Origin of the sequence: Paenibacillus terrae HPL-003, assembly GCF_000235585.1 — a bacterium.
Lineage (GTDB): Bacteria > Bacillota > Bacilli > Paenibacillales > Paenibacillaceae > Paenibacillus > Paenibacillus terrae_B.
On sequence record NC_016641.1, the window covers coordinates 1,123,417 to 1,147,283 of the forward strand.

Here is a 23,867-nt window from a genome sequence, read left to right on the forward strand (position 1 = left end):
ATTTACGATTTCACAATAATATGAGCATCTACAGAAATAGCCGATACAACCCTCTCTTGGAAGAGTCGTATCGGCTATTATCCGTTTTGAAAAAAAATGTGTTAATCCCCTTTGGAAGAAGCCTTGGTATCCTCGCCTTCACTAGGGCAGCTGCCCACCACCAGTGTTGTACGCTTGGCGAGTGAGGCCAGCGTATGAGACTCCCATACCTCCAGCATACGTCGTTCGCTCTCGACTACGATTTCGGATACGGCGGTTGCAAGCTCCTCACAAAAAGGGTTCGTCTCTGGTTCATGCATCATACCTGGAAAAATCGGATCACATATTTCAATGGCATGGTATATATCGGCAAGTGTAATATGGTCCGCCGAACGGGTAAGCACATAGCCTCCCTCACGGCCTTCACGTGCTGCTATTAATTCTGCCTGTACAAGTCGCGTCAGCACCCTGCGCACCAAGGTGACCTCACAGTCAATAGAGCGGGCAATAGATCCGCTGGCACAGAGCTCTCCATGCTTTTCCAAATAGACAAGCGCCTTTACCGCCACACCAAGCCATCTGGGCGTTGCGGTGCGTAGTCTTTTCTCACTATTCAAATGAAATGACACCCCTAAGCTGTAGAAACTTCGTTGAATGCATTGTACGTGAAGTCAGAAGTAAGTTCAAGCCTGAAGGCTGGAATCTCCTGTAGCACAAGCGCTCAAAGTAAAATAACTTAGCCGCACTTCGCCACTCAGCCACAGGTACACATCACGTGAACCTGAGACTGGACCCAATACTTCGGAAAGCGTCATCCATGCTTGCGCTCCTCCCGTATGACCAACGTTTATACGTGCTGCAACTTCGCTGTCCGGCGTATCCAAGCGAAGCTCAATTGCTGCATCGCTGCTACTGCCTAACACGCGGCATTGAAGTTCAACCGTGCTCACCGTATCTAATTCTATGCCATGAAAGGCAATCCAGCCGAGACGTTGAGGTGAACGCGGACATACACAGGCCTCCTTTTGCTCCTTGCTTTCATCCAGCATGATATGGGAACAATCATCAAAGTTTTCAGCGCGAATGCTTTGTCCGGCTTGCCGGGGCGGAATGACTTCGCCTCGAACGTTCACAGGGTGCTCCAGCCGGATATCCGCTGAAGAAGTGCCTGCCAGCAAGGTGTACTCGCCAGCTTCAAGGCAATAGCGATCCCGTGTGACATCCCAAATCGCCCAATCCTTCACTCGTATTGTAAAAGAAATCGTTCGCGTCTCTCCCGGCTCCAAGCGGATACGTTGAAATCCACACAATGTCTTCAACGCTCGCTTTACTCGCGAAGCTCCGGGCCGTACATATAGCTGTACAACCTCCTCCCCCGCAGCTATGCCCCGATTCGTAACGTCCACCCATACATTCAGGGTATCCGTGGCATCTAGGGCACCACAAGAGTTCACACGACCTTCGGGGACGGAACTGTCGCTTGGGTCGGGCGCTTGGGCATCTGTGCGCAGACGGCTGTACTCAAATGGCGAATACGTCAAACCGTGGCCGAACGCGTATAAAGGTTCACCTTCAAAATATTGATAGGTACGTCCGCCGCGAATAATATCGTAATCTTTGATATCACCCAGTTGATCCTCTGCCTGGTACCATGTCATATTCAAACGACCCGCTGGCGCGTAATCCCCAAACAGCACATCCGCTACTGCCGTGCCATGCTCTTGCCCGGCATGAGACGTGTACACGATCGCTGGAATATGCTCCTGTACCCAAGGAATGGCAAACGGATAGCTGCCCGTCAGAACCACGATCGTATTCGGGTTAGCCCGATACACTTCCTCGATGAGCCGCTGCTGGGAAGCTGCCAGCTCCAAGCCCGGACGGTCATTCTCTTCCTTGCCGTTAATCAGCGGGTGATTGCCGACGAATACAATCGCCGTATCTGCCGCTTGGGCGGCGGCTATCGCTTCCACTAAACCATCCGACACCGTCTCTACCCGGAATGTTGTATGGTCTTGGTTAGTGGCTTCCGTTACCTTCAATGATCCCTCCGTCCCTGTGATCACAGGCTTGCCGTTCCATGTCGTCCACAGACGCTCCCCCTTTTCAACAGGAGTAAGTCCAAAGACTTCTTTGACATACCAGCCATACGCTTCCGAAGCTGTCACACAAAGCGTTTCCTCATCGCTCGTCACATAGGTACCCAGGCGCTCGTCGGTCAACGTGACGCTGCCGTAGCCCCAATCGTTCACGGTCAAAACCGTTGGTTCGGCATCATGGGACAACCGCATGTCACCGGAAGAATCAACTGTAAGCTTCGCTCCATCAGCCGCCGCCGCGAAGATCACGCGATCCTTGGCATCGCGGTATACGACGCGATCCTGCGCGTCTTTGGTTTCCAGCTTGGCACGAATCGCTTCAAGCGGTGTCACAAAATATGGAAATGTACCGGAATACCAGTCGCGGTACACCTCATTGCCGAGAGCCCCGATCACCGCCACCTTGCCGCACCCCGCAGGGTCCAGCGGCAGGAGCGAACGCTCATTTTTCAACAGTACGATCTGCTCTCTCGCTGCACGCAACGACAGTTCACGGGCTTGCTCTGTCATCAGGGCCTCTTCCCCGATCAAGGCATAGGGATTGTCTGTCGCCGGATCAAATTCCCCCAGACGAAAGCGGACACGAAATGTATGGAACAACGCCTGATCCAGGTCCGTTTCTTGCAGCATTCCTTGCACCAAGGCATCACGAATGGCCTGCTTGGACAAATCCGCATCATCCGTAATGCTGTCGATCCCCGCGCGAATAGATTCAGCCACACCCGGTGTGTGGGAGTCATAATACTGATGGTCCTTTACGATTCCCATCACATCACCAGCATCGCTGACGACAAAGCCGTCCATTCCCCATTCGTCCCTGACAATATCATTAACACCGTGATACAACGTCGCAGGCGTTCCATTAATCAGGTTATAAGAGGTCATCATGGACTGGGCTTTGCCTTCCGTAAAAGGCTTCTCGAAGGCTTTCAGATAGTATTCACGAAGGTTTCGCGGATCTATGCTGGAGGAATCACTTCCCCGGTCCACCTCGTTATTGTTTCCGAGGAAATGCTTTAATGTCGCAACCGCTTTCAAATATACCGGATGATCGCCCTGTATGCCTTTGACCAATTCCTTTGCCAGTTCTCCCGTCAAATACGGGTCTTCTCCATACGCTTCCTCGTTGCGCCCCCAGCGCGGATCACGCTCCATATCTACGGTTGGTGCCCATAACGTCAGTCCGTTTAGCACCGGATCACGGCGGTAGTATACACGCGCTTCATCCGAAATAACCGAGCCGACTTGTCGCATCAGTTCCGTATCCCACGTACAGGCCAACCCCACAGGCTGCGGAAATGAAGTCGCCTCTCCTAGCCAGGCTATACCATGTGCTGCTTCCGTACCGTGCTTGTATGCGGCGACCCCCAATCGTTCAATAGCCGGCTGATATTGCAGCATGGATTCAATCTTTTCCTCCAAGGTTAGCCGAGATACCAAATCCCGTACACGTTCGTCCAGATGAAGCTTCGGATTTTGAAAAAGATATTCTAAATCCGTTGTTTCATGACTCATATCCGTCATCTCCTTGTTTCCATTTAAAATATCATAAAAGGCCGTTATGAAAGCGTTTTAATATATCATAGCGAAAAAGGAATACCCCGGCAACAATTGCTGTTGCTCACCATTTGGTGTCTTTCCTCAATCCATACCGAATAGATCAGTTGTACCTGGTTCGTAACAGTGTGTAAATTAAAAAAAAATGTATATTTTCTTCAATAAACAAAGCAAAAAATAATATTTTTTGGTATAATCAGGATATATAATCGAAGGAGGAAGGGTTTATGAAAAATACCGGAATGACAAGGCCTCTGGATCAATTGGGGCGAATCGTGCTTCCCAAGGAAATGCGCACCACGATGGATATCAATATTGGTGATTCGCTCGAATTTTTCGTGAATGAAGAAGGGTTTGTATTAAGGAAATATACAGGTGTATCCTGCAAATTTTGCGGCGCAGTTGATCATTTGACTTATTTTCGTGATAGCTTTATTTGCGCCGATTGCATTCAGGTATTAAAAACAGAGGAAAATGTACATCCCACCAGCACCGAAGCCATCCAGGCTCAAGAACATACCAAGCCGGTTCGTAACCATACGACCTGGCAGCCTAAACAATCCAGAGTGCAGCAAGGAGAAATGGTAAAAAAGCTCCGAAAGCTGATTCAGGAACATCCCAACCTGCCACAAAAGGTGTATGCCGAAATGCTCGATATCTCACAAGGCCGGGTGTCCCAACTGAAAAAGCTGCTTTAATTTATCCCGTAATTTATTACAAAACATACTCAGATCCTTGGATTTCCATCATATTATTTTCCGTCAAATATTCGATCGTCAGGTGTAGAAAAGGAGCGTATTCGTTGATGTGTTCCTAACTTTCACCTGACTTTTTTGTGCATTCCCCTCCCTATCGACGTGACAATAATCACATACTCTCTATCCATCCATATATACAATATATAGACTGAAACAATTGTTTAGTACACGATATCGTCAATATATTGTTTTTTGGAGAATAATATATATTTTACTATATGGAGGTTTTTGCAATGAAAGTGTTGGAGGAACATCAATTATACAGCATCGGCGAGCGGGTCATTGGGGCACAAGACTTGGACATGCTGCGGGAGAATGCTAATTTGAATGGAGAGTCGTTCAGTGGAAAAATGAGTAAGCTCGGCTCCGAGTATGCCAAATGGTATGCGCGACTACGTGTGCTTCCTCCTGTACTGACAGACGCTATCGACCACGGATATGTGTATGTTCACGATTTGGACCAATATGCGCTCGGGACTACGAACTGTATCTTTATTCCTTTTGGCCGCTTGTTGCGAGATGGTTTTAATACAGGCAACGGCTCTGTGCGCACACCACAAACCATTATGTCTGCAATGGCATTGGTAGCTATCATATTCCAATCTCAGCAAAACAGCCAATTTGGAGGTGTCTCTGCCAATAAAATAGATTGGGACCTTGCTCCTTTCGTGGCCCGGTCCTTCCGCAAGCATCTACGCAAGGGCCTCCGTCTGTTCGGAGAAGAAATAGAACCCGCCCTGCCTGATGACGAATTACATATAGCCAGCAGCCTATTACATGAGGTCTGCCCTCGTTCATACGCATTCGCACGGGAAGAAACGGAGTCGGAAACCCGACAGGCCGCCGAATCACTTATTCATAACCTGAATACTATGAGCAGTCGGGCAGGTGGGCAAATTCCGTTCACATCACTGAATTACGGTATGTGTACATCTGCTGAAGGACGACTTGTTACGCAATCATTGCTGGAGGCCACTATTCGTGGCTTGGGCAGCGGGGAAACCCCTATTTTCCCACAGCATATTTTCCAATGCAAAAAAGGAATTAATCAGGCCGAAGGCGATATCAACTATGACTTGTTCTTGCGGGCAGTAGAATGCTCCAGCAAACGGATGTATCCCAATTTTGTCAATGTGGATGCTACCTTCAACCTGCCCTTTTACCGTGCAGATGATCCGGATACCATTATTGCGACGATGGGCTGCCGTACCCGCACCATTGCTGATCGTTTCGGCAGAAACCGTCAAAGCGGCAAGGGGAATCTCTCATTCAACACCATTAATCTGGTGCGTCTTGGCATTGAGTACGGTATTTGCACAGGCAAGCGCAAGACACCTGACCGAGATGGCTTTGATACCAGACTGGAAGAGGTTATGCGCATTGCCGTGGACGGACTGATCCATCGCTACCTTATACAGACCAGCCAGCCTGCGAAAGCCTCAGACTTTATGATGCGCGAAGGGGTATGGGAAGGTGGAGAAAAGCTGGAGCCTGATGAAAAAGTGGGCAACGTACTGAAGCACGGTACGCTGTCGGTCGGGTTTATCGGGTTGGCCGAATGCATGAAGGCACTGTATGGCAAGCACCACGGAGAGGATGACGCTGTATACCGTGAAGCACAGCGAATCATAGCTTCTATGCGTGTCTACTGCGACCGTATGAGTGAATTGCATGATCTTAACATTACACTGTTCGCTACGCCTGCCGAGGGTCTATCCGGCAAGTTCACGTTGCTGGATCAGCGTGATTTCGGAATTATTCCCGAGGTAAATGATCGAGAATACTACACGAACTCTTTCCACATTCCTGTGTATTACACGCTCCCGGCTGCCCGTAAAATCAGTCTCGAAGCCCCATTTCATAATCTGTGTAACGCTGGTGCGATTTCGTACATCGAGCTGGATGGTAATGCGCGAAATAACCCGGAGGCGTTTCTTAAAATTGTACAATACGCGCTCCATCAGAACATTGGGTACTTCTCCATCAATCATCCGGTAGACCGCTGCACGGAATGCGGCTACGAAGGCATTATCGGGACAAGCTGTCCCGAATGCGGTGCTGATGAAGAACATACGCATTTTCAGCGCTTACGTCGGGTAACCGGATATCTGACAGGTGATTATACCGTTCGCTTCAACGCCGCGAAGCAGGCTGAGGTACGTGACCGGGTGAAGCATCGGTGAATTTGTGCGGCTACATTCCGGAATCTCTGAACGAAGGGCATGGCCTGCGTACCGTCGTGTTCATTAGCGGTTGCCGCCATGCCTGCCCCGGCTGCTTCAATCCCTCGTCATGGAGTTTCCGCGCAGGTGAACCGTTCACACTGGAGCGACAGCAGGAAGTCATCCGTGACATCGCAGATAATCCACTGCTGGACGGGTTAACCCTTTGCGGCGGAGACCCTTTTTTCTCGGCATCGGAATGCTCGCAGTTTGTGCGCGACTTCCGCGCAACCTGCCCTGACCGAACCGTGTGGGCCTATACGGGCTTTGACTATGAGGAGTTGCTTACGGATCAGGCCCGCCGGGAGCTGGCGCTGCTATGCGATGTGATTGTGGACGGCCCTTTTGTAGAACAGCAAAAGGATCTGACCCTTCCCTTCCGAGGCAGCCGCAATCAACGACTGGTGGATGTGAAGGCCAGCATTCAGGCAGGATCTATAGTTACATTAGCCTAAAGCGATGTTATGCTCGCATGAGATGCTACACTCTAAGACAAATCCTTTCCTTATGGAGAGGGTTTGTCTTTTTTTGCATGTAGTTCATTATAAGTTCAAACGGAGTTTCTATTGCGCATCCTGCAAGTTTCACTTATGATGGTGAACAAGTATACGAGTGCATAATTATTCGTCATACCATAATCGCATAGCTTGGAGATAGGTGTCTGTTCTATTCAGTTCAGGCTTAAAAGGGAAGCCGGTGCAAGTCCGGCGCGGTCCCGCCACTGTAAACGGGGAATTTTCAGCTGTTGATATACCCACTGGTCCACAGACCGGGAAGGAGCGCTGAAAGTCATGATCCGTAAGTCAGGAGACCTGCCTATTTCAACAACATCGCAAGTACCTACGGGAGATAGGGAGGTGTTAAGAGCAGTCGCCGAATTTTTATTTTTTAAATAACGGAGGCATTCTTTCCCCTACTCATTTTTAACCCCGGGGAGGAATGTCTTTTTTTGTACGCAAAAATAAACTGGCTACCAGCCTGGGAGGAAAAGTACATGTCATTTACCGAATTGCCTGAGTTGTCCGGCTTGATCAGCAGTAACCTGGGATATCCGCGTATCGGAGGAAACCGGGAATGGAAGAAAGCACTGGAGCGCTTCTGGAACGGCAGCATGGATGAAAGCGAATTGCATACCGAGATGAAACGATTGCGCTTGGAGCATCTGAGCAAGCAGCGCGACAAGGGGATTGATCGAATTCCTGTTGGAGACTTTTCTTATTATGATCACATGCTTGATACATCCGTGATGTTCGGTCTGGTGCCGGAACGGTTCAACTACCGTCCCGATGGGCCTATTCCTCTATCCGTCTATTTCGGGATAGCCCGTGGACAAAAGGGGGCCACCGCCAGTGAAATGACCAAATGGCTGAATACCAATTACCACTACATCGTACCGGAATTGGCGAATGCAACCCCGGTGTTCACCGAGAACAAGCCGTTACAGGCTTATCGTGAAGCGAAACAGGAGCTGGGTATTGAAGGTAAACCCGTTATGATCGGTCCTTATTCGTTCGTTGCCCTATCCAAAGGCTATGACCGCAAGGATTTGGCCGCCATCATACGAAGCTTCCTGCCACTGTACACCCGTGTCCTGTCTGAGCTAGCTGCGGAAGGCGTTCAGTGGGTGCAGGTAGATGAGCCTGTCTTGACCACTTCATTCCCGGCAGAGGATTTGGACATTATTCAGGAGGCCTATGAGGCTCTGGCCCAAGCTGCTCCATCCTTAAATATCGTGCTGCAAACCTACTTTGGCAGTCTGGATCATTATGAGCGCCTGTCCACGCTTCCTGTACAGGGAATAGGTCTTGATTTTGTGCATGATGATGGCGAAAACCTGCAGCATGTGCTCCGGCATGGCTTCCCAGCAGGGAAAACGCTGGCCGCTGGTGTTATTGACGGGCGTAATATATGGCGCTCGGATCTGAACGCCGTAGCTGCGCTGCTTGGACAACTGGCGGAGCAAACCACTGCTGCACAGCTCATCGTGCAGCCATCATGCAGTCTGCTGCATGTGCCAGTCAGTCTGGAAGCAGAGCACAAGCTGGACCGAGAGCTGGTGCAAGCGTTGGCCTTTGCCGATGAAAAGCTGGAAGAAATCGCAGCTTTGACCGCTGCACTTGGCAAACGCGAACCCTTGGCACTTGCCAAGCTTGAGCAGAGTGCGGACGCGGTAGCCCGTTTCAACGGCTCGGCGGCACGAGTACAGACCGTGGCCGATATGGCGGCTCTACTGGCGAAAGAGCCGCAGTCACGCAGCATTCCCTTCGCTGAGCGTCGTGTGATCCAGCAGGACAAGCTGAAGCTGCCTCCACTGCCTACGACGACGATTGGCAGCTTCCCGCAAACCGCCGAGGTTCGCAAAGCCCGTCTGCACTATCGCAAAGGGGAATGGTCTGCCGAGCAGTATCAGACGTTCATTCAGCAGCAAATTAAGGAATGGATTGATATTCAGGAGGACATTGGCATTGATGTGCTTGTACACGGGGAATTTGAGCGGACAGACATGGTTGAATTTTTTGGCGAAAAGCTGAAAGGCTTTGCCTTTACACAAAACGGGTGGGTGCAGTCCTACGGCTCCCGGTGTGTTAAACCGCCGATTATATACGGAGATGTGTCGTTCGATCAACCCATGACCGTGGAAGAAACGGCCTTCGCCCAATCGTTGACCTCCAAGCCAGTCAAAGGAATGCTGACAGGTCCAGTAACGATTCTGAACTGGTCCTTCGAACGTAATGATATTCCTCGCAGTCAGGTTGCTTTACAGTTAGCGCTGGCCCTGCGGGCAGAGGTAGAAGCACTGGAAAAAGCGGGGATTGGCATGATTCAGGTCGATGAACCCGCGATCCGTGAAGGGCTTCCGCTGAAAAAAGAACAGCAGCAGGCCTATCTGGCGTGGGCGGTTCAAGCCTTCCTTGTTACAACAGCAACCGTTGAACCCGCCACCCAAATCCATACGCATATGTGCTACTCCGAATTTCAGGATATGATCCAATCCATCTCCGATATGGATGCCGACGTCATTTCTATTGAAACCTCGCGTAGCCACGGAGAACTGATTGTCAGCTTTGAGGATCAAGTGTATGACAAAGGCATCGGTCTGGGCGTATATGATATCCATAGCCCGCGCATTCCCGATGTGTCAGAAATGCTGAGTATGATACAGCGTGCCCTACGCGTACTGCCTTCTGATTTATTTTGGGTCAATCCAGACTGCGGCCTGAAAACCCGCACCAAGGATGAATCCATCGCCGCATTGCGGCAAATGGTGCTGGCTGCTCAAGCAGCCAGAGATTCGTTGGCGGTATCTAGCTAATTTCTATAACCCTCCCCTTCCCGGCCTCTTTTTCCCTAAACGCCGGAAGGGGATTCTATTCCAAATCATATAATGTGTATGCCCCTTGAATATGCTCGGGTGTTCCCTGCTTCATATGTACACCCAAGCCATGCTCTCTATCCCAGGAACAGCTAAAATTCAAATACAGCTCATCCTCTTCCGTTGTGTCAGGAATCAGTATAGACACCAGGTGTAACCGTTTCAGCAGTTGTTCCGAGCGTTCCACATAAGGCGCATATTCATCCGGGTCTTCTCCCCATGAGGTATAAGCGTTCCGGTACTTTTCCACTACATCTGCATAGTAATGGTGTATCGCTTCCAGCACACGAGGATGAATGTCTGGCCCATGTGCCATATATTGCTCCCATGTCTTTTTTTGCTCCTGCTTAGGCTCTCTTATGGACTGTGCTTCTTCCTCGGAATCGGCGGACACAATAAACTCTATCTCTGCCTCCGAGTCCTGTCCGCAAAAATGGAGTTGTACCGTGCCCCGAAGCACGACTTCCTCTGATACTTCCCAAGTCTCATCATCCTGATCCAGCTCCATATACCAGCGTTCCCAATTCATCCTTTACCCCATCCTTTTCATAAGAAATGACCTTTTAACTCTATGGATCATTTTATTATAAAATTTAACATCCTTAAGAATGAAATTAAAGCGGTTCCTTTTCCGCAAATTCTCCAAGATTCGGCGTTTTTCTAAATAGAACTACTTTTTTCAACAGCATTCGCTATCTCATTGACTCCAAAAGCGAAAGAAAACTCCTAAAATGAGCCCGCAGATTTATTTTTAAAATTTTAGTACCTTGCATTAAACAGTACATGATGTTAAATTATACCTGACTACTGATTTATGATTAGTACCTGAAATCTTTTATGCTCAAGCACACATTTCTCCCCCCATACCCGAAACGACACCTATGAAGCAATGATAACATCCAGGAAGGGAGCACCGCTCATGAATGTGAACATCCAATTCAAAAAAGGGGTGCTGGAACTGTGCGTTCTTGTATTAATTGGGCGCAGGGACCGTTACGGCTACGAACTGGCTCAGGCCGTCTCCCGTCATATCGAAGTAGCCGAAGGAGCTTTATATCCGCTACTTCGCCGCCTGGTATCAGAGGGATACTGTACAACTTATTTACAGGAATCGACCGAGGGACCCCCCCGTAAATATTATCGGCTGACCGATGCAGGCAGCAATTACACGAGAATACTTACACGGGAATGGAATGAATTTGTCCATCATGTCGCAAGCCTACTGGAGGAAGGAAATCCCGATGAATAGAAAACAGTTTCTTACAGAGGTGGAGCAACGTCTCTCCCCTCTCCCCGCAGAGGAACGTAATGAGCTGCTTGGTGATTTAAGCCAGCATTTTGACTATGGGTTGGTGAATGGAAAAAGTGAGGCCGAAATTGCCAGCGAACTGGGCAACCCCGAGGATATCGCTCGCGAAGCACTGGATGATCCCAATGCAACCTGGAATACTTCCCCTCCTCCGCTTCTCCAGGGAAGCTTCGCACGCAATCTATTTACTTTCTTAGGGCTGTTGTTTCTCAATTTGTTAATCTCCATTCCTGTCTTTGCTTCTTTGTGGGCGGTATGGGTTTCGTTGGCCGCAGTAGCGGTCAGCTTCATAGTGGCCCCCCTTCTCGCAGTCGCAGATTATGCGCTGAACAGCAACCTTTATCCCGCTAAATTCTTTTTTTCCATCATGTTGACCGGGATTGGCCTATTGCTGCTGCCTGGAGTACGCTACCTTCTGAACCTTCTAGTCAGAGGTACGGTTCGATACTGGAAATGGAATCAGACTACCCTGAGGGGAGCTAACGAGTAACATGAGTAAAAAATGGTTTATTGCAGCGGGTCTATGTATCATCATTGGTATGGCCGGGATGGTGGCCTACGGTGCTCCATGGAGTCAACAAGCGATGCGGGAAATAACAGCTATTGATCAAAAATGGACGTTCACACGTGGACAGCTACAGGATCTTAAAGTGAATAGCTCCGATGATGTGTCTATTGTGTTTACTCCCGGTTCCGGCGAGCAGGGCACGATACGCATGAGTGGAGAAGTTCAGACGCAAGTAGCCGACCAGATTCATAATGCCCGTATTGAGAACGGTAAGCTTTCCATTCAATCTGAGCCATCCCTTTCCTTGACATTCTTCTCTATCTCTCCTGAGCTGAAACAAACGATCACGGTAGAAATGCCCGTTGGCGAGACCCTGAAAGGGCTAGAGGCAGATGTACATTCGGGGAGCGTAAAACTCCAGGATGCCTCCATTCAAAACACAACCATCACAGCCACTTCAGGCGATGCCGAAATTTCAAATCTCCAAAGTACCCACTTGGTCGCCAAGTTAACATTAGGCAATTTTACGGCTAGTCAGGTTACAGCAGATATGGAATTGCATCTCACTTCTGGGGATGCCAAAATCCGCGATTATAGCGGCAATGGTCAAGTTTCCCTGACCTCCGGTAATACGAATATCACACAACGTACCACAGCCAACCTGAAAGTCGATTCAGGTTCCGGTGATGTGAGGATTAAGCAGGCTCCTGATTTTAAAGGTATTTATAATGTCCGCTCCGACTCAGGAAGTATAGATACTCCCGAATCCGTTCCCGGCAGTGTGAATGTTATAAAGGTCAAAACGACTTCAGGCGATATTCATATTTCCAAATAGGCCATCATGACCTTGTCAGAGTCCTTCCACTCCAGGTCGCAACAAAGCGAAATAAGCGACCTGGTTGGAGTTGAAGTTTGGTTCAGGGAAATTAAATCAGTATAATATAACCATGTGCTTGAATGCACAACTATGTATGTAGCCATAAGGAGGAGACTGGATGGAACTTAAAAATAAAACAGCCATGATTACAGGCGCCACCAAAGGCATTGGTAAAGCCATTGCCGAGGCCTTGGCCAAGGAAGGTGTCAACCTGGGATTAATCTCACGCACGCTACCTGACCTGCAAAAGCTGCAAGATTCACTGGGGAGTAAATACGGCGTGAAGGTGGTTAGCGCTGTCGCGGATATATCTGATCGCGCACAGGCCGCTGCGGCTGTAGCCTCGCTGGAGCACGAGCTGGGCGCTGTCGATATTTTGATTAACAATGCAGGAATTGCTACATTCGGCACAGTCGTAGACATGGACCCCGAAGAGTGGGAACGCATTATCCGCGTGAATTTGCTGGGAACCTATTATGTCACACACGCGGTTCTTCCGAGCATGCTTGCTCAGCAGAGCGGCAACATTATTAATGTATCCTCCACGGCAGGGGAACGAGGCTTCGCCACAGGCTCGGCGTATTGCGCCTCCAAGTTTGCTTTGATGGGCTTCACAGAGGCACTAATGCAGGAGGTTCGCAAATCCAACATTCGCGTCACCGCGCTGACTCCAAGCACAGTCAATACGGAACTGGCGGCGAATGCAGGTTTGCCGATTGGCGACGAGGACCGCATGCTTCAGCCACAAGATATGGCCGACCTGACATTGGCGGCATTGAAGCTGCCTTCGCGGGTTCAATTAAAAGTAGCCGGTATTTGGACAACCAACCCACAATAATTTGACTCGACATCTTAGATTCATTGGGCTGTACCACGCTCCGGCAGACGTCATTGTTCGTCATGCTGGAGCTTCTTTTTTGTTCATAGCTAATACAATTCAAACTGCAATACGCGCGCTTTGTACTTTACAACATACATAACCTACGATTTTTGCACCGATAAGCGCAATTATGAAAGGGGAAATGAATAATGAAAAATACAGGAATGACACGACCATTAGACCATCTGGGCCGCATCGTGCTGCCCAAGGAGCTGCGCAATTCTATGAATATTAATATTGGAGATGCCCTTGATTTTTTTATTACATCCGAGGGCCTGATGATCCGTAAATATACAGGGGTATCTTGTTATTTTTGCGGTGCTGTAGATGACCTGAGCTACTTCAGGGATCATCTGATATGCAGCGATTGCATTGAGAAACTAAAGAGCGATAATCCCTCCAGTCATTTAGGCGAAACACGTCCTGCTCAGCCCAAGAAAAGAAGGAATTACAGAAATCAGACTGAGCTCCTGCATAAACTAAAACAGCTCATGGAAAAGCACCCTAATGTTTCACAAAAAGAATTGGCCGAGATGCTCGAATTGTCTCAGGGACGCGTATCACAGCTAAAAAAACTTCTACTTTGAATCGTTCCGATTACCCGCGTTTCGCCACACAAAAAAAGAGCCTGTCGGCTCTCGGATCATCATCCTTATGCTATGTCAGACTGCTCCATAACCGGGACCCGATAGGCCAACAAGGACTCGTCAACAACGGTGGAAATGAACGATGTCTCAATCTCCGGCACCAATCTGAGCGCATAATTCCATGCGTTTTCTTCAATTTGCAGCGCAAACCGTTGCCGGTTTCCTAACTCGCTCTCCTGCTCCATAGCATCGGAGAGGTCGAGCAGCTCAGAATCAGCGGCGTGTCCAATCTCATGCGCAAGCACAACCGTAAAGTACTCCTCGACTCGTTCGACGCTGCCAAACATCTGAATACATTGTGTTTCAATCGTGTCCGTATACATTGTAATGGCGTGAGCATTCATGGCATATTTGCCCCCGATCAGCCGCCCGCCGGGAAACCGTTTCTCCAGCTTGACCGTCACGCCTATATCAGCCCGTTGCAAAAGCTTAGCGACGATGCGCTCTGCTTGATTTCTTTCCAACTCCGCCTCGCTCCTCAATCATATGATATGAAAAAGCTGAATTTACTCTAATCATATAGAATCATGAATGTATTCATGTATTGCACAGTAAGATACTATACCTTTTAAAAAAGGAGGGCAAACCATGCAGGAACAATATTACGTAGGCTGGGGAACACTCGCCCTGATTAACGCCGGTCTGGCACAGTCCAAAAATCGGAGCGGGCTAAACTGGTTTTTGCTTTCATTATTGATTGGGCCACTAGCTACCCTATTCATCGTTGCATGGGATAGGTTGGAACCTGAATCCGATACTTAAAGCTTTCCATGAACATGATTAAGAATGAAAAGGGCAGCCTTGGGTCTTCTTCTGCATATACGGCTTCTCTTGAACTCCGAAATTTGGCTTTACAAGCCGATTATCGTAGGAACTGTGAAAAATATGCGTTGTCGCCGGAGATAACGGCGGGATCAGCCATGTCCAATCGCCTGTGAGCGCACGCCCCGCCTGGGCTTCCCGTTCTTCAAACAGCCGGAATTGTGCAGCTGCCGTATGGTGATCGACAATGCTGACTCCCGCTTTTTTAAAAGAATACAGCACAGCACTGTTCAACTCCACCAGCGCCCGATCGCGCCATAACGTCGTTTCGCTTGAGATATTCAGCCCCATCAGCTCAGCTACCTGCGGCAGCATGTTATAACGGAAGGGATCAGCAAAATTTCGCGCACCAATCTCTGTCCCCATATACCAGCCGTTAAAAGGAGCTGCGGTGTAGACGATACCGCCAATCTCCAGCGTCATGTCCGCAATCATAGGTACCGCATACCATCGCAAACCCAATGAAGCCAACCCCGGAAGTTCCGGGTGTTCAATGGGTACCTCCTGCACCAAATGCTTGGGAATATCAAACAGCTCAGGAGGTTGTCCACCTGCTTCCACAATCAGCGGCAATACATCAAAGGGAGTCATGGCTCCCTGCCATCCCATGCGGCGGCACGCATTTGTGAATTCTACCGAGATCGGGTCCCCGATCACTCCTTCAGCGCTCTCATAACCAGCATACCGAATCAATTGATGATTCCAAATGCGAATATCCGGTTGCCCCGGCTTGGACGAGCGAAACACGGTAAGCGTCGGCTTGATTTTACCGCCATTTGTCCCTATGCGTATATGCTCTAACAGCTCATGAACCACTTCCGCTGTACTTGAAGCGCCGCGGGCATCCCTTACCAGAAGCTTATCCCAAAACAAACGACCGATACAACGATTACTGTTACGCCAAGCCATCTGTGCCCCATGCTCCAGCTCATCATGGGTATGATCATATGTTCCCGCAGTCTCTATGTCGTGACGAATATGAAGAAGCCGGGTCTCCGCTTCATCGCGGCTTCGGCCCAGCTCCTCATAACATGTATATATAAACTGCTCCGCTTCACGCAAAAGCTGTTGCTTCATTTCCATACATACACCCCATCCCGGCAGCTCTCAATACTTATGAGCCCTTTGTCTTTCACGCCTATCCGTCATTATACTCCAGTGGCGGTCTGGAACCAACGGGATGTGTGTCTTGTTCACCTGATCTTCATATCCATGGGAATCTCTCCCAAAAGCTTATCCCAAATATGCGTTGAGCATCCAGATATGTTTATCCACCGCTTCTCTCAGACCATTAAGAATATCCTCTGTCGCTTTGTCATGTGCCGCATCCGCTGCTTCCATGCCGTTAGCCAGTTCAGTAGTCATGGTTTTGAAATCCGTAACTACGGACTTTACCATATCTTCGGCTGTCTGCTCACCTGCGGACTCCTGAATGGCTGATAGTTGCAAATGCTCCTTCAAGGTAGCGGCAGGACGGCCGCCAATGGCCAGCAGACGTTCAGCAATCATATCCAGATTAGCTGTCGCTTCATTATAAAGCTCCTCAAATTTTGCATGCAGTGTGAAGAAGTGAGGTCCTTTTACGTACCAGTGGAAATAATGCAGCTTCGTGTACAACACCGACCAGGTAGCTACCTGACGATTCAAAGCCTTATGCAATTCTTGAATAGCCTCTTGTGTAGGTTGTGCGTTCGTATGATTTAATGTACTCATGTGTAATTCCCCTCTCATTATCATTCAAAATGTAGTTAGTGTGAGCTTGGATACTCGTTAGCAATAGTGTCTGATTTTCTTCTAAATCCAATGCGTCAGTTCGGTAAATATTCATTAATTAATTTAGACTTAATCTAAATCCTGTTTTAATTATAACACTAGGTCATTTATTTGCAAGAGCTTATTAGGCTTTAATCATGAAGATTACGTGAAGTGTCAGATCCTTTGAAAATTCACTTCACCTTCACTCCGTTCAATGCCTGCAACGCAAACTCTATATGCATGCGTGTACCCAGAATCAGGGCTCGTTCGTCTATATCAAACTGGGGATGATGAAGCGGATAGACTGGCTGTGCACCCGGCGTGCTTATCCCAATAAAACCGAATACGCCGGGAACCTGCTGTGTGTACAACGCAAAATCTTCGCCGGCCAAAAATGGAGTGTCCAGTATCTTCGTACTCTCCGATCCAAAGACTTTCGCTGCCGCGCGCACCGTAGCTTGTACGACTACAGGGTTGTTTTGAAGAACCGTTCCTGTCCGTTGCATAATATGTGCGGAGCCACCATGTAAAGATGCAATACTGTTCGCACGATCCGCAATCGCTTGGGTGATCCGTTCAACCGTCTCTGTGCGAAACGCCCGGAAGGTTCCTGTAATTTCGCTGTGACCTGCGATGACATTTTTGGAGCTGCCCGCTTGCAGTGTACCGAAAGATAGGACAGCCGCTTCCTGCGGATCGATGGCGGTGGACATAAATATTTTAATATCCGTGATAAATTGAGCGACCATAATTATTGCATCTGAGGAAAGATGAGGCGTGCTGTGATGTCCCGAAAGTCCTGCAAACCGGATTGTAAAATGCGAAGAAGCGGCCATAGCAGTGTGCGGATGAAATCCAATCGTTCCTACAGGGAGATCAGGCCATACGTGCATGGCAAACACTGTCTTTACATCCTCCAACACACCATCCTCGATCATATCCCTTCCTCCACTTATCAGCCTGCCATCCAAGGGAGACACCAACGCCCCCTCCTCTGCTGGCTGAAAAACAAACTTAATCGTACCTCGTACCTGATCTCGATTATGACTAAGCACCTGAGCGGCTCCCAACAACATCGCCGTATGTGCATCATGACCGCATGCATGCATGGCCCCGGGTATCGTGGAGATATAATCGGCGGTGTTCTGTTCTATTATGGCCAGAGCGTCTATATCTGCACGCAGTAGCACCGTATCCCCGGCCTGTGTCCCGCGTAATATGCCGACAACTCCCTTACCAAAATGCTTCCCGACTCCTGTCTGCACCTCTAGCCCCCAGCTTTCGAGAAGCTCCGCTATGTACGCAGCTGTCCGCTCCACCTTAAACAAAACTTCCGGGTAACGATGCAATTCCCGCCGAAGTGCAATCAAATCCGTTTCCAACGCGTCCGGCACTACAAGATCATCAAAAGTACGAGTCATTATTGGGCACGCTCCTTTGCTTTATTAACTACAGGCTGCATAAAATTAAAACAATAAAACCTATAGGAATATTCATAATATAGATCCAGCCTAAATGTAGTCTTTATCCCGCAAGCCGTCAACGCATTATACATAGGTTACATCAATAAGAGTATAGAAGATGTTAATTTTGTCTGCTGAATCATCGCCATTATCACTACCTTGTCCACAGTCTTATATGTATGTGAGTTATGGCTTACGTGGTATAATAGAATATAAAATGGGGTTGATGTACATGACAGAGTTACTTGATCCTCGAAATGATTTTCTGTTTAAACGTATCTTTGGAAGCGATGAAAATCGGGATGTGTTGCTAACTTTCTTGAATCACACGTTTGCCGAAGCAGGTAAACCGCAACTGACTGAAATTATTCTACTTAATCCTTATACGGATAAAGACGCCCCTCGTGACAAGCAATCCATTCTGGATATTCGAGCCAGAACATCCGAAGGCGAATTGATTAACATAGAAATGCAGTTATTTAATAAATATGATACCGATAAAAGAACTCTATTTTACTGGAGCAAGCAGTATGCTGGTCAATTACAGGAAGGACAATCATATAAGTTACTCCGAAAATGCGTTACCATTAATATTCTGAACTATTCCTTTTTGCCTAATGATCAGTATCATAATGTATATCATCTTCGGGAAGATCGAACAGGTATCTCACTCAGTGATGATATCGAACTGCATTTTCTAGAGCTACCCAAGCTTGACCATCGCACTGTACCGATGGAGGGCGGCGGATTGGTAAACTGGCTTTTGTTTCTAAAAGGAGCGAATCCATCACAATGGGAGGTGCTGACCATGAACGAGCCTGTACTGAAAAAAGCGATGAATACTTTGGAATTCCTAAGTCAGGATCGGGAAGCCCGTCTTCAATATGAAGCAAGACAACGGTATCTACATGATGAGGCATCCATGATTGAAGGAGCAAAAGAAGAAGGCAAGGCAGAAGGTAAAGCAGAAGGTAAAGCAGAGGGTAAAGCAGAAAGCCGGGCCGAAATTGCACGAAATATGCTCCGTTTAGGCTTAGATATAGATATTATCGCCAAGGCGTCCGGTTTGTCGGAAGCTGAAATTCGAGCGCTTCAATTATAAACCTGACCACGACAAAAAGAGCCGACCCATAAGGGGTCGGCTCTACTATTATTCTTGTATCTCCGAAGGGTCCACGATCAAGGATACAATCTTGCCCGCGTTTACATCAATCAGGCCGTGATCGGTAATTTTCAAAGCCGGGCTGACCGGCAAAGAATGAGTGCTCAGCGACATGATTGGATTGTAATGGCGGTAACCGAGCGACAGCAAGGCAGAACGCAGTTCCTTCACATGGGCCGCCACCATTTCTAGCGGTCCTTCTGTTAAAATCCCGCCTACGGTTAACGGCAAATGGGACAGCACCTTGCCATTTTCAACTACGCAAAAGCCGCCTTGACTGGAAAGAACCGTATTCGCCGCCAATATCATATCCTGCTTGTTATGCCCTACGACCAGCAAGTTATGGTTATCGTGCGAATACGTGGTTGCCACCGCCCCTCGCTTAATCGTGTCTCCCCCGATCAAACCATAGGCACGGTTACCATTCTTGCCATACCGCTCAAAAGTAGCGATAAGCCCGTGTTCACTCTGTTCCCACATCAGCTCACCATTCGCCACCTGCTCAGGTGCAATACGTTCGCTTGTAAAGGTCGATCCGTCCTTCACCATCATAATACGGCAATGATGTGTACCATCCGCTACATCCAGCTCTACGGTAAAATCCTGCTCTGTGAGTGGCTTCAGCTTTACACTTTGGTAAAAATGAGGTGGAAAACGGCTGCTTAGCGAAGCTTGATGATACTCCTCAAATCTATCGAATACCTTTTGCCCGTCCTTGTACACCCGTTCTACTTCAAAATGGCTCAGGTCGGACAACAAGACAAAATCAGCTATTTTCCCCGGTGCAATCGTGCCCCGGTCGTGCATACGCATCCGTGTCGCAGGCGTGAATGTTGCTGCATAGATCGCATCCTCAGGCTTCATCCCCATCCCGATTGCTTTGCTTACAATATGGTTCAAATGCCCACGCTCTACGAAGGAATCCGGCATCACATCATCCGTTACAAAGCAAAAGTGCTGCGCCACGTCTTCCTGAATCAAATACTCCATCACTTCAGGGGTCATGGATTTTTCCTGAATCTCGATGAACATCCCCGCAGCCATACGCGCCTTCATGCCTTCAATGCTTTGGTGGGTATGGTCCGAGCCAATCCCCGCGTAGATCAACTGATGCAGGTCCAGATCAAGCAACTGCGGCGTATGCCCTTCAATAATCAGCTCCGGGTAATGCTCACGAACATGACGTAAAATACGGTTGGTCTTGCCCTCCGGATCACGAATCACATCCACATAGTTCATAATTTCACCCAGACAGATCATCTCACCGGTTTGCAACAGTGCGTCAATCTCAGGAATATCAATCTCGCCCCCTGAGGTTTCCAAAGGCGTTGCCGGAACGGAGCTTGGAATACCGTAGAACATATCAGCCACGCACTCCTTGCTGGCCGCCATCATTTCCTGAATGCCTTCCAATCCAAAAACATTCGCCATTTCGTGCGGTTCCGGTACAATCGTCGTCACACCGTTGCGAATGAGTCCATAGGAAAAGGTTGCCGGTGTCACCATTGTGCTTTCAATATGGAGATGAATGTCGATCAGGCCGGGAATCATATATTTCCCGTGCCCCTCCACAATTTCATTCACTTCAAACGACTCCAGGCCACGCTGACCGATATACATAAACTTGCCGTCAAGTATAGCAACATTGCCTTCCTCGAACGTCTTGTAATAGCTGTTATACACTTTAACTTGTAAAATCATTTTGTCTGCACGCATGATGTATCTCCTTCATCGAACCCGCTGATTATTGGACCAGCACCATTTTATCTGCCGGAAAATGCAGGGTAACCCGTTGACCGCTCAGGTACGGCGTGTCCATCTCCTGATTGGCGGTGAAGCTTCCTTTCGCCGTTTCTACCACATACTGATAGCTGCGTCCCAGGTAGGTACTCACCTTGATAATGCCGGGAAACTCATTTTCTCCCGTCTCGTTGCCTTCTGTGCGGATAACCAAATCATCCGGACGAATAGCCCCCTGACGGGCACCTGGCTGGACTGTACCCTGATTGCGGGCCACACTGAACGAAAGATCGCTTGTACTCAGGCGAATTCGTTCCCCCTCCTCAACGCGTTCGTCAAAGGACAAGAAATTATTGAATCCGATAAAACGGGCGACAAATTCGGTGGTTGGATATTTAAAAATCGTCGATGGCGCATCCAACTGCTCAATATTCCCCTTATTCATAATCGCAACCCGGTCAGAAATCGAAAAACATTCCTCCTGATCGTGCGATACGTATACAGTGGTAATCCCTAATTCCTGTTGAATACGGCGAATCTCGACACGCATATTCACACGCAGGTTCGCATCCAGATTACTCAGTGGTTCATCGAACAGCAACAGGTCGGGTTCAATCACAAGTGCTCGCGCAATCGCAACACGCTGACGCTGTCCACCGGACAGTTCGCCGGGGAACCGCTTTTCAAAGCCCCCCAGACTGACTGTATCCAGCATAGCCATAACACGGCGTTTTATATCATCTTCCTTCACCTTGCGCAGCCGCAGTCCAAAGGCAACATTATCAAAAACGGACAAATGCGGGAAAAGCGCATAGCTTTGGAATACAAAACCGAAATTCCGTTTGCTCACCGGAACTCGGGTGTAATCTTTATCGCCAAACAAAAACGTTCCTTGTTTAGCTTCGAGAAATCCTGCAATCAGACGAAGCGTGGTCGTTTTTCCACATCCACTCGGTCCGAGCAACGAGAGCAGTTGCCCGCGTTCGAGCTGCAAATCGAAATCCTGCAAGATCAGTTGGTTGTCATAAGCGACCGATACACGATCCAGAGTAAGCAGTGCCATTTGGTTGAAGCCTCCATTACCTTTTAGTGAAGTAAGACAATCCCATCAGCCGTTCAATCAAGAACATCAGGATACCGGTCAAAATCATCAGCATAACTGAGATCGCCGCAATCGTCGGGTCAAAATAATTTTCGACGTAAGTCAGCATTTGAATAGGCAGGGTGCTAAATCCCGGTCCTGTCATGAAGACGGAAATGTCGACATTGTTGAATGATTCCAGAAAGGCAATCAGGATAGCCGCAATAATACCCGAACGAATGTTGGGCAGAACCACTTTGAAAAAGGTTTCCAGCCGTCCGGCTCCCAAGCTGAGCGCTGCTTCCTCAATCGCAAAATCAAAGTTGGACAAGCTGGACGCAATGACCCGTATAATGAACGGCAGCATAATCACCGTATGTCCGATCAACAGTCCTGCGTATACCGGCAAATGATAAACAATGATCAGATACCGCAGCAGCGTAAAGCCCAGTACAATACCCGGTATGAGCAGCGGAGAGAGGAACAAAGCATTCAGCGCATCCTTCCCGCGAAACGAAAAACGACTTAGCGCATAAGCGGCAGGCATGCCAATCAGCAGCGCCAGGATGTTACCCAGCAAAGAGACAATAATCGACGTTTTGAACGTGGACATAAACAGATCCACTTCAAAAATATTTTGGTACCAGCGCAAGGAAAAGCCCTGCGGAGGAAATTTTAATACCGTGCCCGGCTCGAAAGAAGTGACCGATATGATCAACAGCGGACCGAGCAGAAAGACGAAGACCAGCAGGCTAAAGAAGCCTAGTCCGTAATGTTTCTCCCGCATATCCACCTACCCCTTCGGATTGAGTTTATGGGCCGCCTTATTTAAGAGACCGACCACGATAAATGTAATGACAATCATAATCGTTGCAATAACGGAGGCGAGAAACCAGTCATTCAGCGTCATCGCGTTCTGATACAAAAATGTAGCAATGACGCGCTGTTTTCCTCCAAGTAGTGCTGGTGTCGTATAAGCCGTCAAGCTGCCCACGAAAACGAGAATGCTTCCGATAATCAGGCCCGGCACAGACAGAGGAAATATAATTTTACGAAATGCGCTGAATTTGGAGGCACCGAGACTCTGAGCTGCATGGACGAGATCACCGTCGATATTTTCGAGTACACCGATCAGTGAAATAATCATCAGCGGTAAAAACAAATGAACCAGACCAATAATCATCGCCGCCGGGGTATACAAAATATTCAGCGGCTCATCCACGAGTCCCAAACCAATGAGCACGTTATTCAACAGCCCTTTGCGACCCAAAATGACCATCCAGCTAAATGACCGCACCACCGGACTGGTCAGCAAGGGAAAGATAGCCAGCGCCAGCAAAATCCCTTTACGGCGCGGGGCCTTTTGCGAAATATAATAAGCCGTCGGGAAGCCGAGTAGCACGCATACGAGCGTCGTAACGACACTGACTTCCAGCGTAGTCAGCAATATTTTCAGAAAATAAGGGTCCTTGAAGAAATGGAGATAGCCTTCTAGGGTGAATGAGCTGTTCTGTACGAAGGTCGAGCCGATCGTTAACACAATCGGAATGACCATGAACACCGCCAGAAAGAGCAGACCTGGCAGCAGCAGCCAATACAAGTATGTTTTCTTCATGGGTAGCTCCTTGCGGTTAT

At 48.6% G+C, this 23,867-nt stretch carries 22 protein-coding genes and 1 riboswitch; of the genes, 11 read left to right on the plus strand and 11 right to left on the minus strand.

All coding sequences use genetic code 11. From position 1 onward, the window contains the following. Nucleotides 1-101: 101 nt before the first annotated feature. Together HPL003_RS05290 and HPL003_RS05295 are read right to left on the minus strand one after the other, a co-directional pair. On the minus strand, nt 102-596 hold the full coding sequence (locus HPL003_RS05290) for an Rrf2 family transcriptional regulator (RefSeq protein WP_014278589.1): 495 nt from the start codon (nt 594-596) through the stop codon (nt 102-104). 66 nt (nt 597-662) lie between these two features. Beyond that, entirely contained in the window at nt 663-3,593 is a 2,931-nt protein-coding gene (locus HPL003_RS05295) for a glycoside hydrolase family 3 C-terminal domain-containing protein (protein WP_014278590.1), read from the minus strand. Between the two features lie 269 nt (nt 3,594-3,862). Here HPL003_RS05295 and HPL003_RS05300 point away from each other — a divergent pair, with 269 nt between their 5' ends. The 4 genes from HPL003_RS05300 (at nt 3,863) to metE (ending at nt 9,928) form a co-directional block, all read left to right on the plus strand. After that, nucleotides 3,863-4,333, plus strand: coding sequence for an AbrB/MazE/SpoVT family DNA-binding domain-containing protein (locus tag HPL003_RS05300; RefSeq protein WP_014278591.1), 471 nt, complete (start codon nt 3,863-3,865; stop codon nt 4,331-4,333). Between the two features lie 293 nt (nt 4,334-4,626). Then, nucleotides 4,627-6,576, plus strand: a complete 1,950-nt coding sequence (locus HPL003_RS05305; RefSeq protein WP_014278592.1) for an anaerobic ribonucleoside triphosphate reductase — start codon at nt 4,627-4,629, stop codon at nt 6,574-6,576. Then, on the plus strand, nt 6,573-7,070 hold the full coding sequence (gene nrdG, locus HPL003_RS05310; protein ID WP_014278593.1) for an anaerobic ribonucleoside-triphosphate reductase activating protein: 498 nt from the start codon (nt 6,573-6,575) through the stop codon (nt 7,068-7,070). The genes HPL003_RS05305 and nrdG overlap by 4 nt, the downstream gene beginning before the upstream one ends. 183 nt (nt 7,071-7,253) lie before the next feature. Then, nucleotides 7,254-7,449, plus strand: a riboswitch (cobalamin riboswitch). A gap of 160 nt (nt 7,450-7,609) precedes the next feature. Next, the gene (gene metE, locus HPL003_RS05315) at nt 7,610-9,928 is read left to right on the plus strand and encodes a 5-methyltetrahydropteroyltriglutamate--homocysteine S-methyltransferase (RefSeq protein ID WP_014278594.1); all 2,319 of its coding nucleotides are present in this window, start codon (nt 7,610-7,612) and stop codon (nt 9,926-9,928) included. Between the two features lie 55 nt (nt 9,929-9,983). On the opposite strand, the gene HPL003_RS05320 is transcribed toward metE, so the two are convergent. Beyond that, the gene (locus tag HPL003_RS05320; protein ID WP_014278595.1) at nt 9,984-10,517 is read right to left on the minus strand and encodes a DUF6985 domain-containing protein; all 534 of its coding nucleotides are present in this window, start codon (nt 10,515-10,517) and stop codon (nt 9,984-9,986) included. 390 nt (nt 10,518-10,907) lie between these two features. Between HPL003_RS05320 and HPL003_RS05325 the strand changes: the two genes are divergently transcribed. The 5 genes from HPL003_RS05325 to HPL003_RS05345 all read left to right on the plus strand — a co-directional run bounded on the left by HPL003_RS05325 (nt 10,908) and on the right by HPL003_RS05345 (nt 14,149). Then, a complete protein-coding gene (locus HPL003_RS05325) occupies nt 10,908-11,237 on the plus strand; it encodes a PadR family transcriptional regulator (RefSeq protein WP_014278596.1) in 330 nt (109 codons plus the stop codon). Next, nucleotides 11,230-11,787 (plus strand): DUF1700 domain-containing protein, encoded by a 558-nt coding sequence (locus HPL003_RS05330; RefSeq protein WP_014278597.1) that lies wholly within the window; start codon nt 11,230-11,232, stop codon nt 11,785-11,787. Before HPL003_RS05325 ends, HPL003_RS05330 begins: the two co-directional genes overlap by 8 nt. A gap of 1 nt (nt 11,788) precedes the next feature. Then, nucleotides 11,789-12,640, plus strand: coding sequence for a DUF4097 family beta strand repeat-containing protein (locus HPL003_RS05335; protein ID WP_014278598.1), 852 nt, complete (start codon nt 11,789-11,791; stop codon nt 12,638-12,640). A gap of 160 nt (nt 12,641-12,800) precedes the next feature. Next, nucleotides 12,801-13,520, plus strand: coding sequence for a 3-ketoacyl-ACP reductase (locus HPL003_RS05340; protein ID WP_014278599.1), 720 nt, complete (start codon nt 12,801-12,803; stop codon nt 13,518-13,520). A gap of 191 nt (nt 13,521-13,711) precedes the next feature. After that, nucleotides 13,712-14,149 carry an AbrB/MazE/SpoVT family DNA-binding domain-containing protein gene (locus HPL003_RS05345; RefSeq protein ID WP_014278600.1) on the plus strand — a complete coding sequence of 146 codons (438 nt, stop codon included), beginning with the start codon at nt 13,712-13,714 and terminating at the stop codon, nt 14,147-14,149. 65 nt (nt 14,150-14,214) lie between these two features. Here the strand turns inward: HPL003_RS05345 and HPL003_RS05350 are convergent, their stop codons facing one another. Further along, nucleotides 14,215-14,673: a hypothetical protein gene (locus HPL003_RS05350; RefSeq protein ID WP_014278601.1), complete on the minus strand. Its 459-nt coding sequence runs from the start codon at nt 14,671-14,673 to the stop codon at nt 14,215-14,217. 124 nt (nt 14,674-14,797) lie between these two features. On the opposite strand from HPL003_RS05350, the gene HPL003_RS29125 reads away from it, so the two are divergent. Beyond that, a complete protein-coding gene (locus HPL003_RS29125) occupies nt 14,798-14,971 on the plus strand; it encodes a hypothetical protein (protein WP_014278602.1) in 174 nt (57 codons plus the stop codon). Nucleotides 14,972-14,989: 18 nt separating this feature from the next. Here HPL003_RS29125 and HPL003_RS05355 read toward each other — a convergent pair whose 3' ends face one another. From HPL003_RS05355 to HPL003_RS05365, 3 genes are all read right to left on the minus strand, one after another. Then, complete coding sequence (locus HPL003_RS05355; protein ID WP_014278603.1) at nt 14,990-16,114, minus strand: nitric oxide synthase oxygenase; 1,125 nt, start codon at nt 16,112-16,114, stop codon at nt 14,990-14,992. Between the two features lie 150 nt (nt 16,115-16,264). Then, complete coding sequence (locus tag HPL003_RS05360; RefSeq protein WP_014278604.1) at nt 16,265-16,744, minus strand: Dps family protein; 480 nt, start codon at nt 16,742-16,744, stop codon at nt 16,265-16,267. Between the two features lie 233 nt (nt 16,745-16,977). Then, nucleotides 16,978-18,207 carry a M20 metallopeptidase family protein gene (locus HPL003_RS05365; RefSeq protein WP_014278605.1) on the minus strand — a complete coding sequence of 410 codons (1,230 nt, stop codon included), beginning with the start codon at nt 18,205-18,207 and terminating at the stop codon, nt 16,978-16,980. Nucleotides 18,208-18,481: 274 nt separating this feature from the next. Between HPL003_RS05365 and HPL003_RS05370 the strand changes: the two genes are divergently transcribed. Next, nucleotides 18,482-19,351 carry an Rpn family recombination-promoting nuclease/putative transposase gene (locus tag HPL003_RS05370; RefSeq protein WP_014278606.1) on the plus strand — a complete coding sequence of 290 codons (870 nt, stop codon included), beginning with the start codon at nt 18,482-18,484 and terminating at the stop codon, nt 19,349-19,351. Nucleotides 19,352-19,399: 48 nt separating this feature from the next. On the opposite strand, the gene HPL003_RS05375 is transcribed toward HPL003_RS05370, so the two are convergent. From HPL003_RS05375 to HPL003_RS05390, 4 genes are read right to left on the minus strand one after another with little or no spacing between them, the layout of a single operon-like run. After that, nucleotides 19,400-21,127 (minus strand): adenine deaminase C-terminal domain-containing protein, encoded by a 1,728-nt coding sequence (locus HPL003_RS05375; RefSeq protein ID WP_014278607.1) that lies wholly within the window; start codon nt 21,125-21,127, stop codon nt 19,400-19,402. Nucleotides 21,128-21,155: 28 nt separating this feature from the next. Further along, a complete protein-coding gene (locus HPL003_RS05380; protein WP_014278608.1) occupies nt 21,156-22,214 on the minus strand; it encodes an ABC transporter ATP-binding protein in 1,059 nt (352 codons plus the stop codon). A gap of 16 nt (nt 22,215-22,230) precedes the next feature. Beyond that, nucleotides 22,231-23,019 carry an ABC transporter permease gene (locus tag HPL003_RS05385; protein WP_014278609.1) on the minus strand — a complete coding sequence of 263 codons (789 nt, stop codon included), beginning with the start codon at nt 23,017-23,019 and terminating at the stop codon, nt 22,231-22,233. Between the two features lie 6 nt (nt 23,020-23,025). Continuing rightward, complete coding sequence (locus HPL003_RS05390; protein ID WP_014278610.1) at nt 23,026-23,847, minus strand: ABC transporter permease; 822 nt, start codon at nt 23,845-23,847, stop codon at nt 23,026-23,028. Nucleotides 23,848-23,867: the final 20 nt, after the last annotated feature.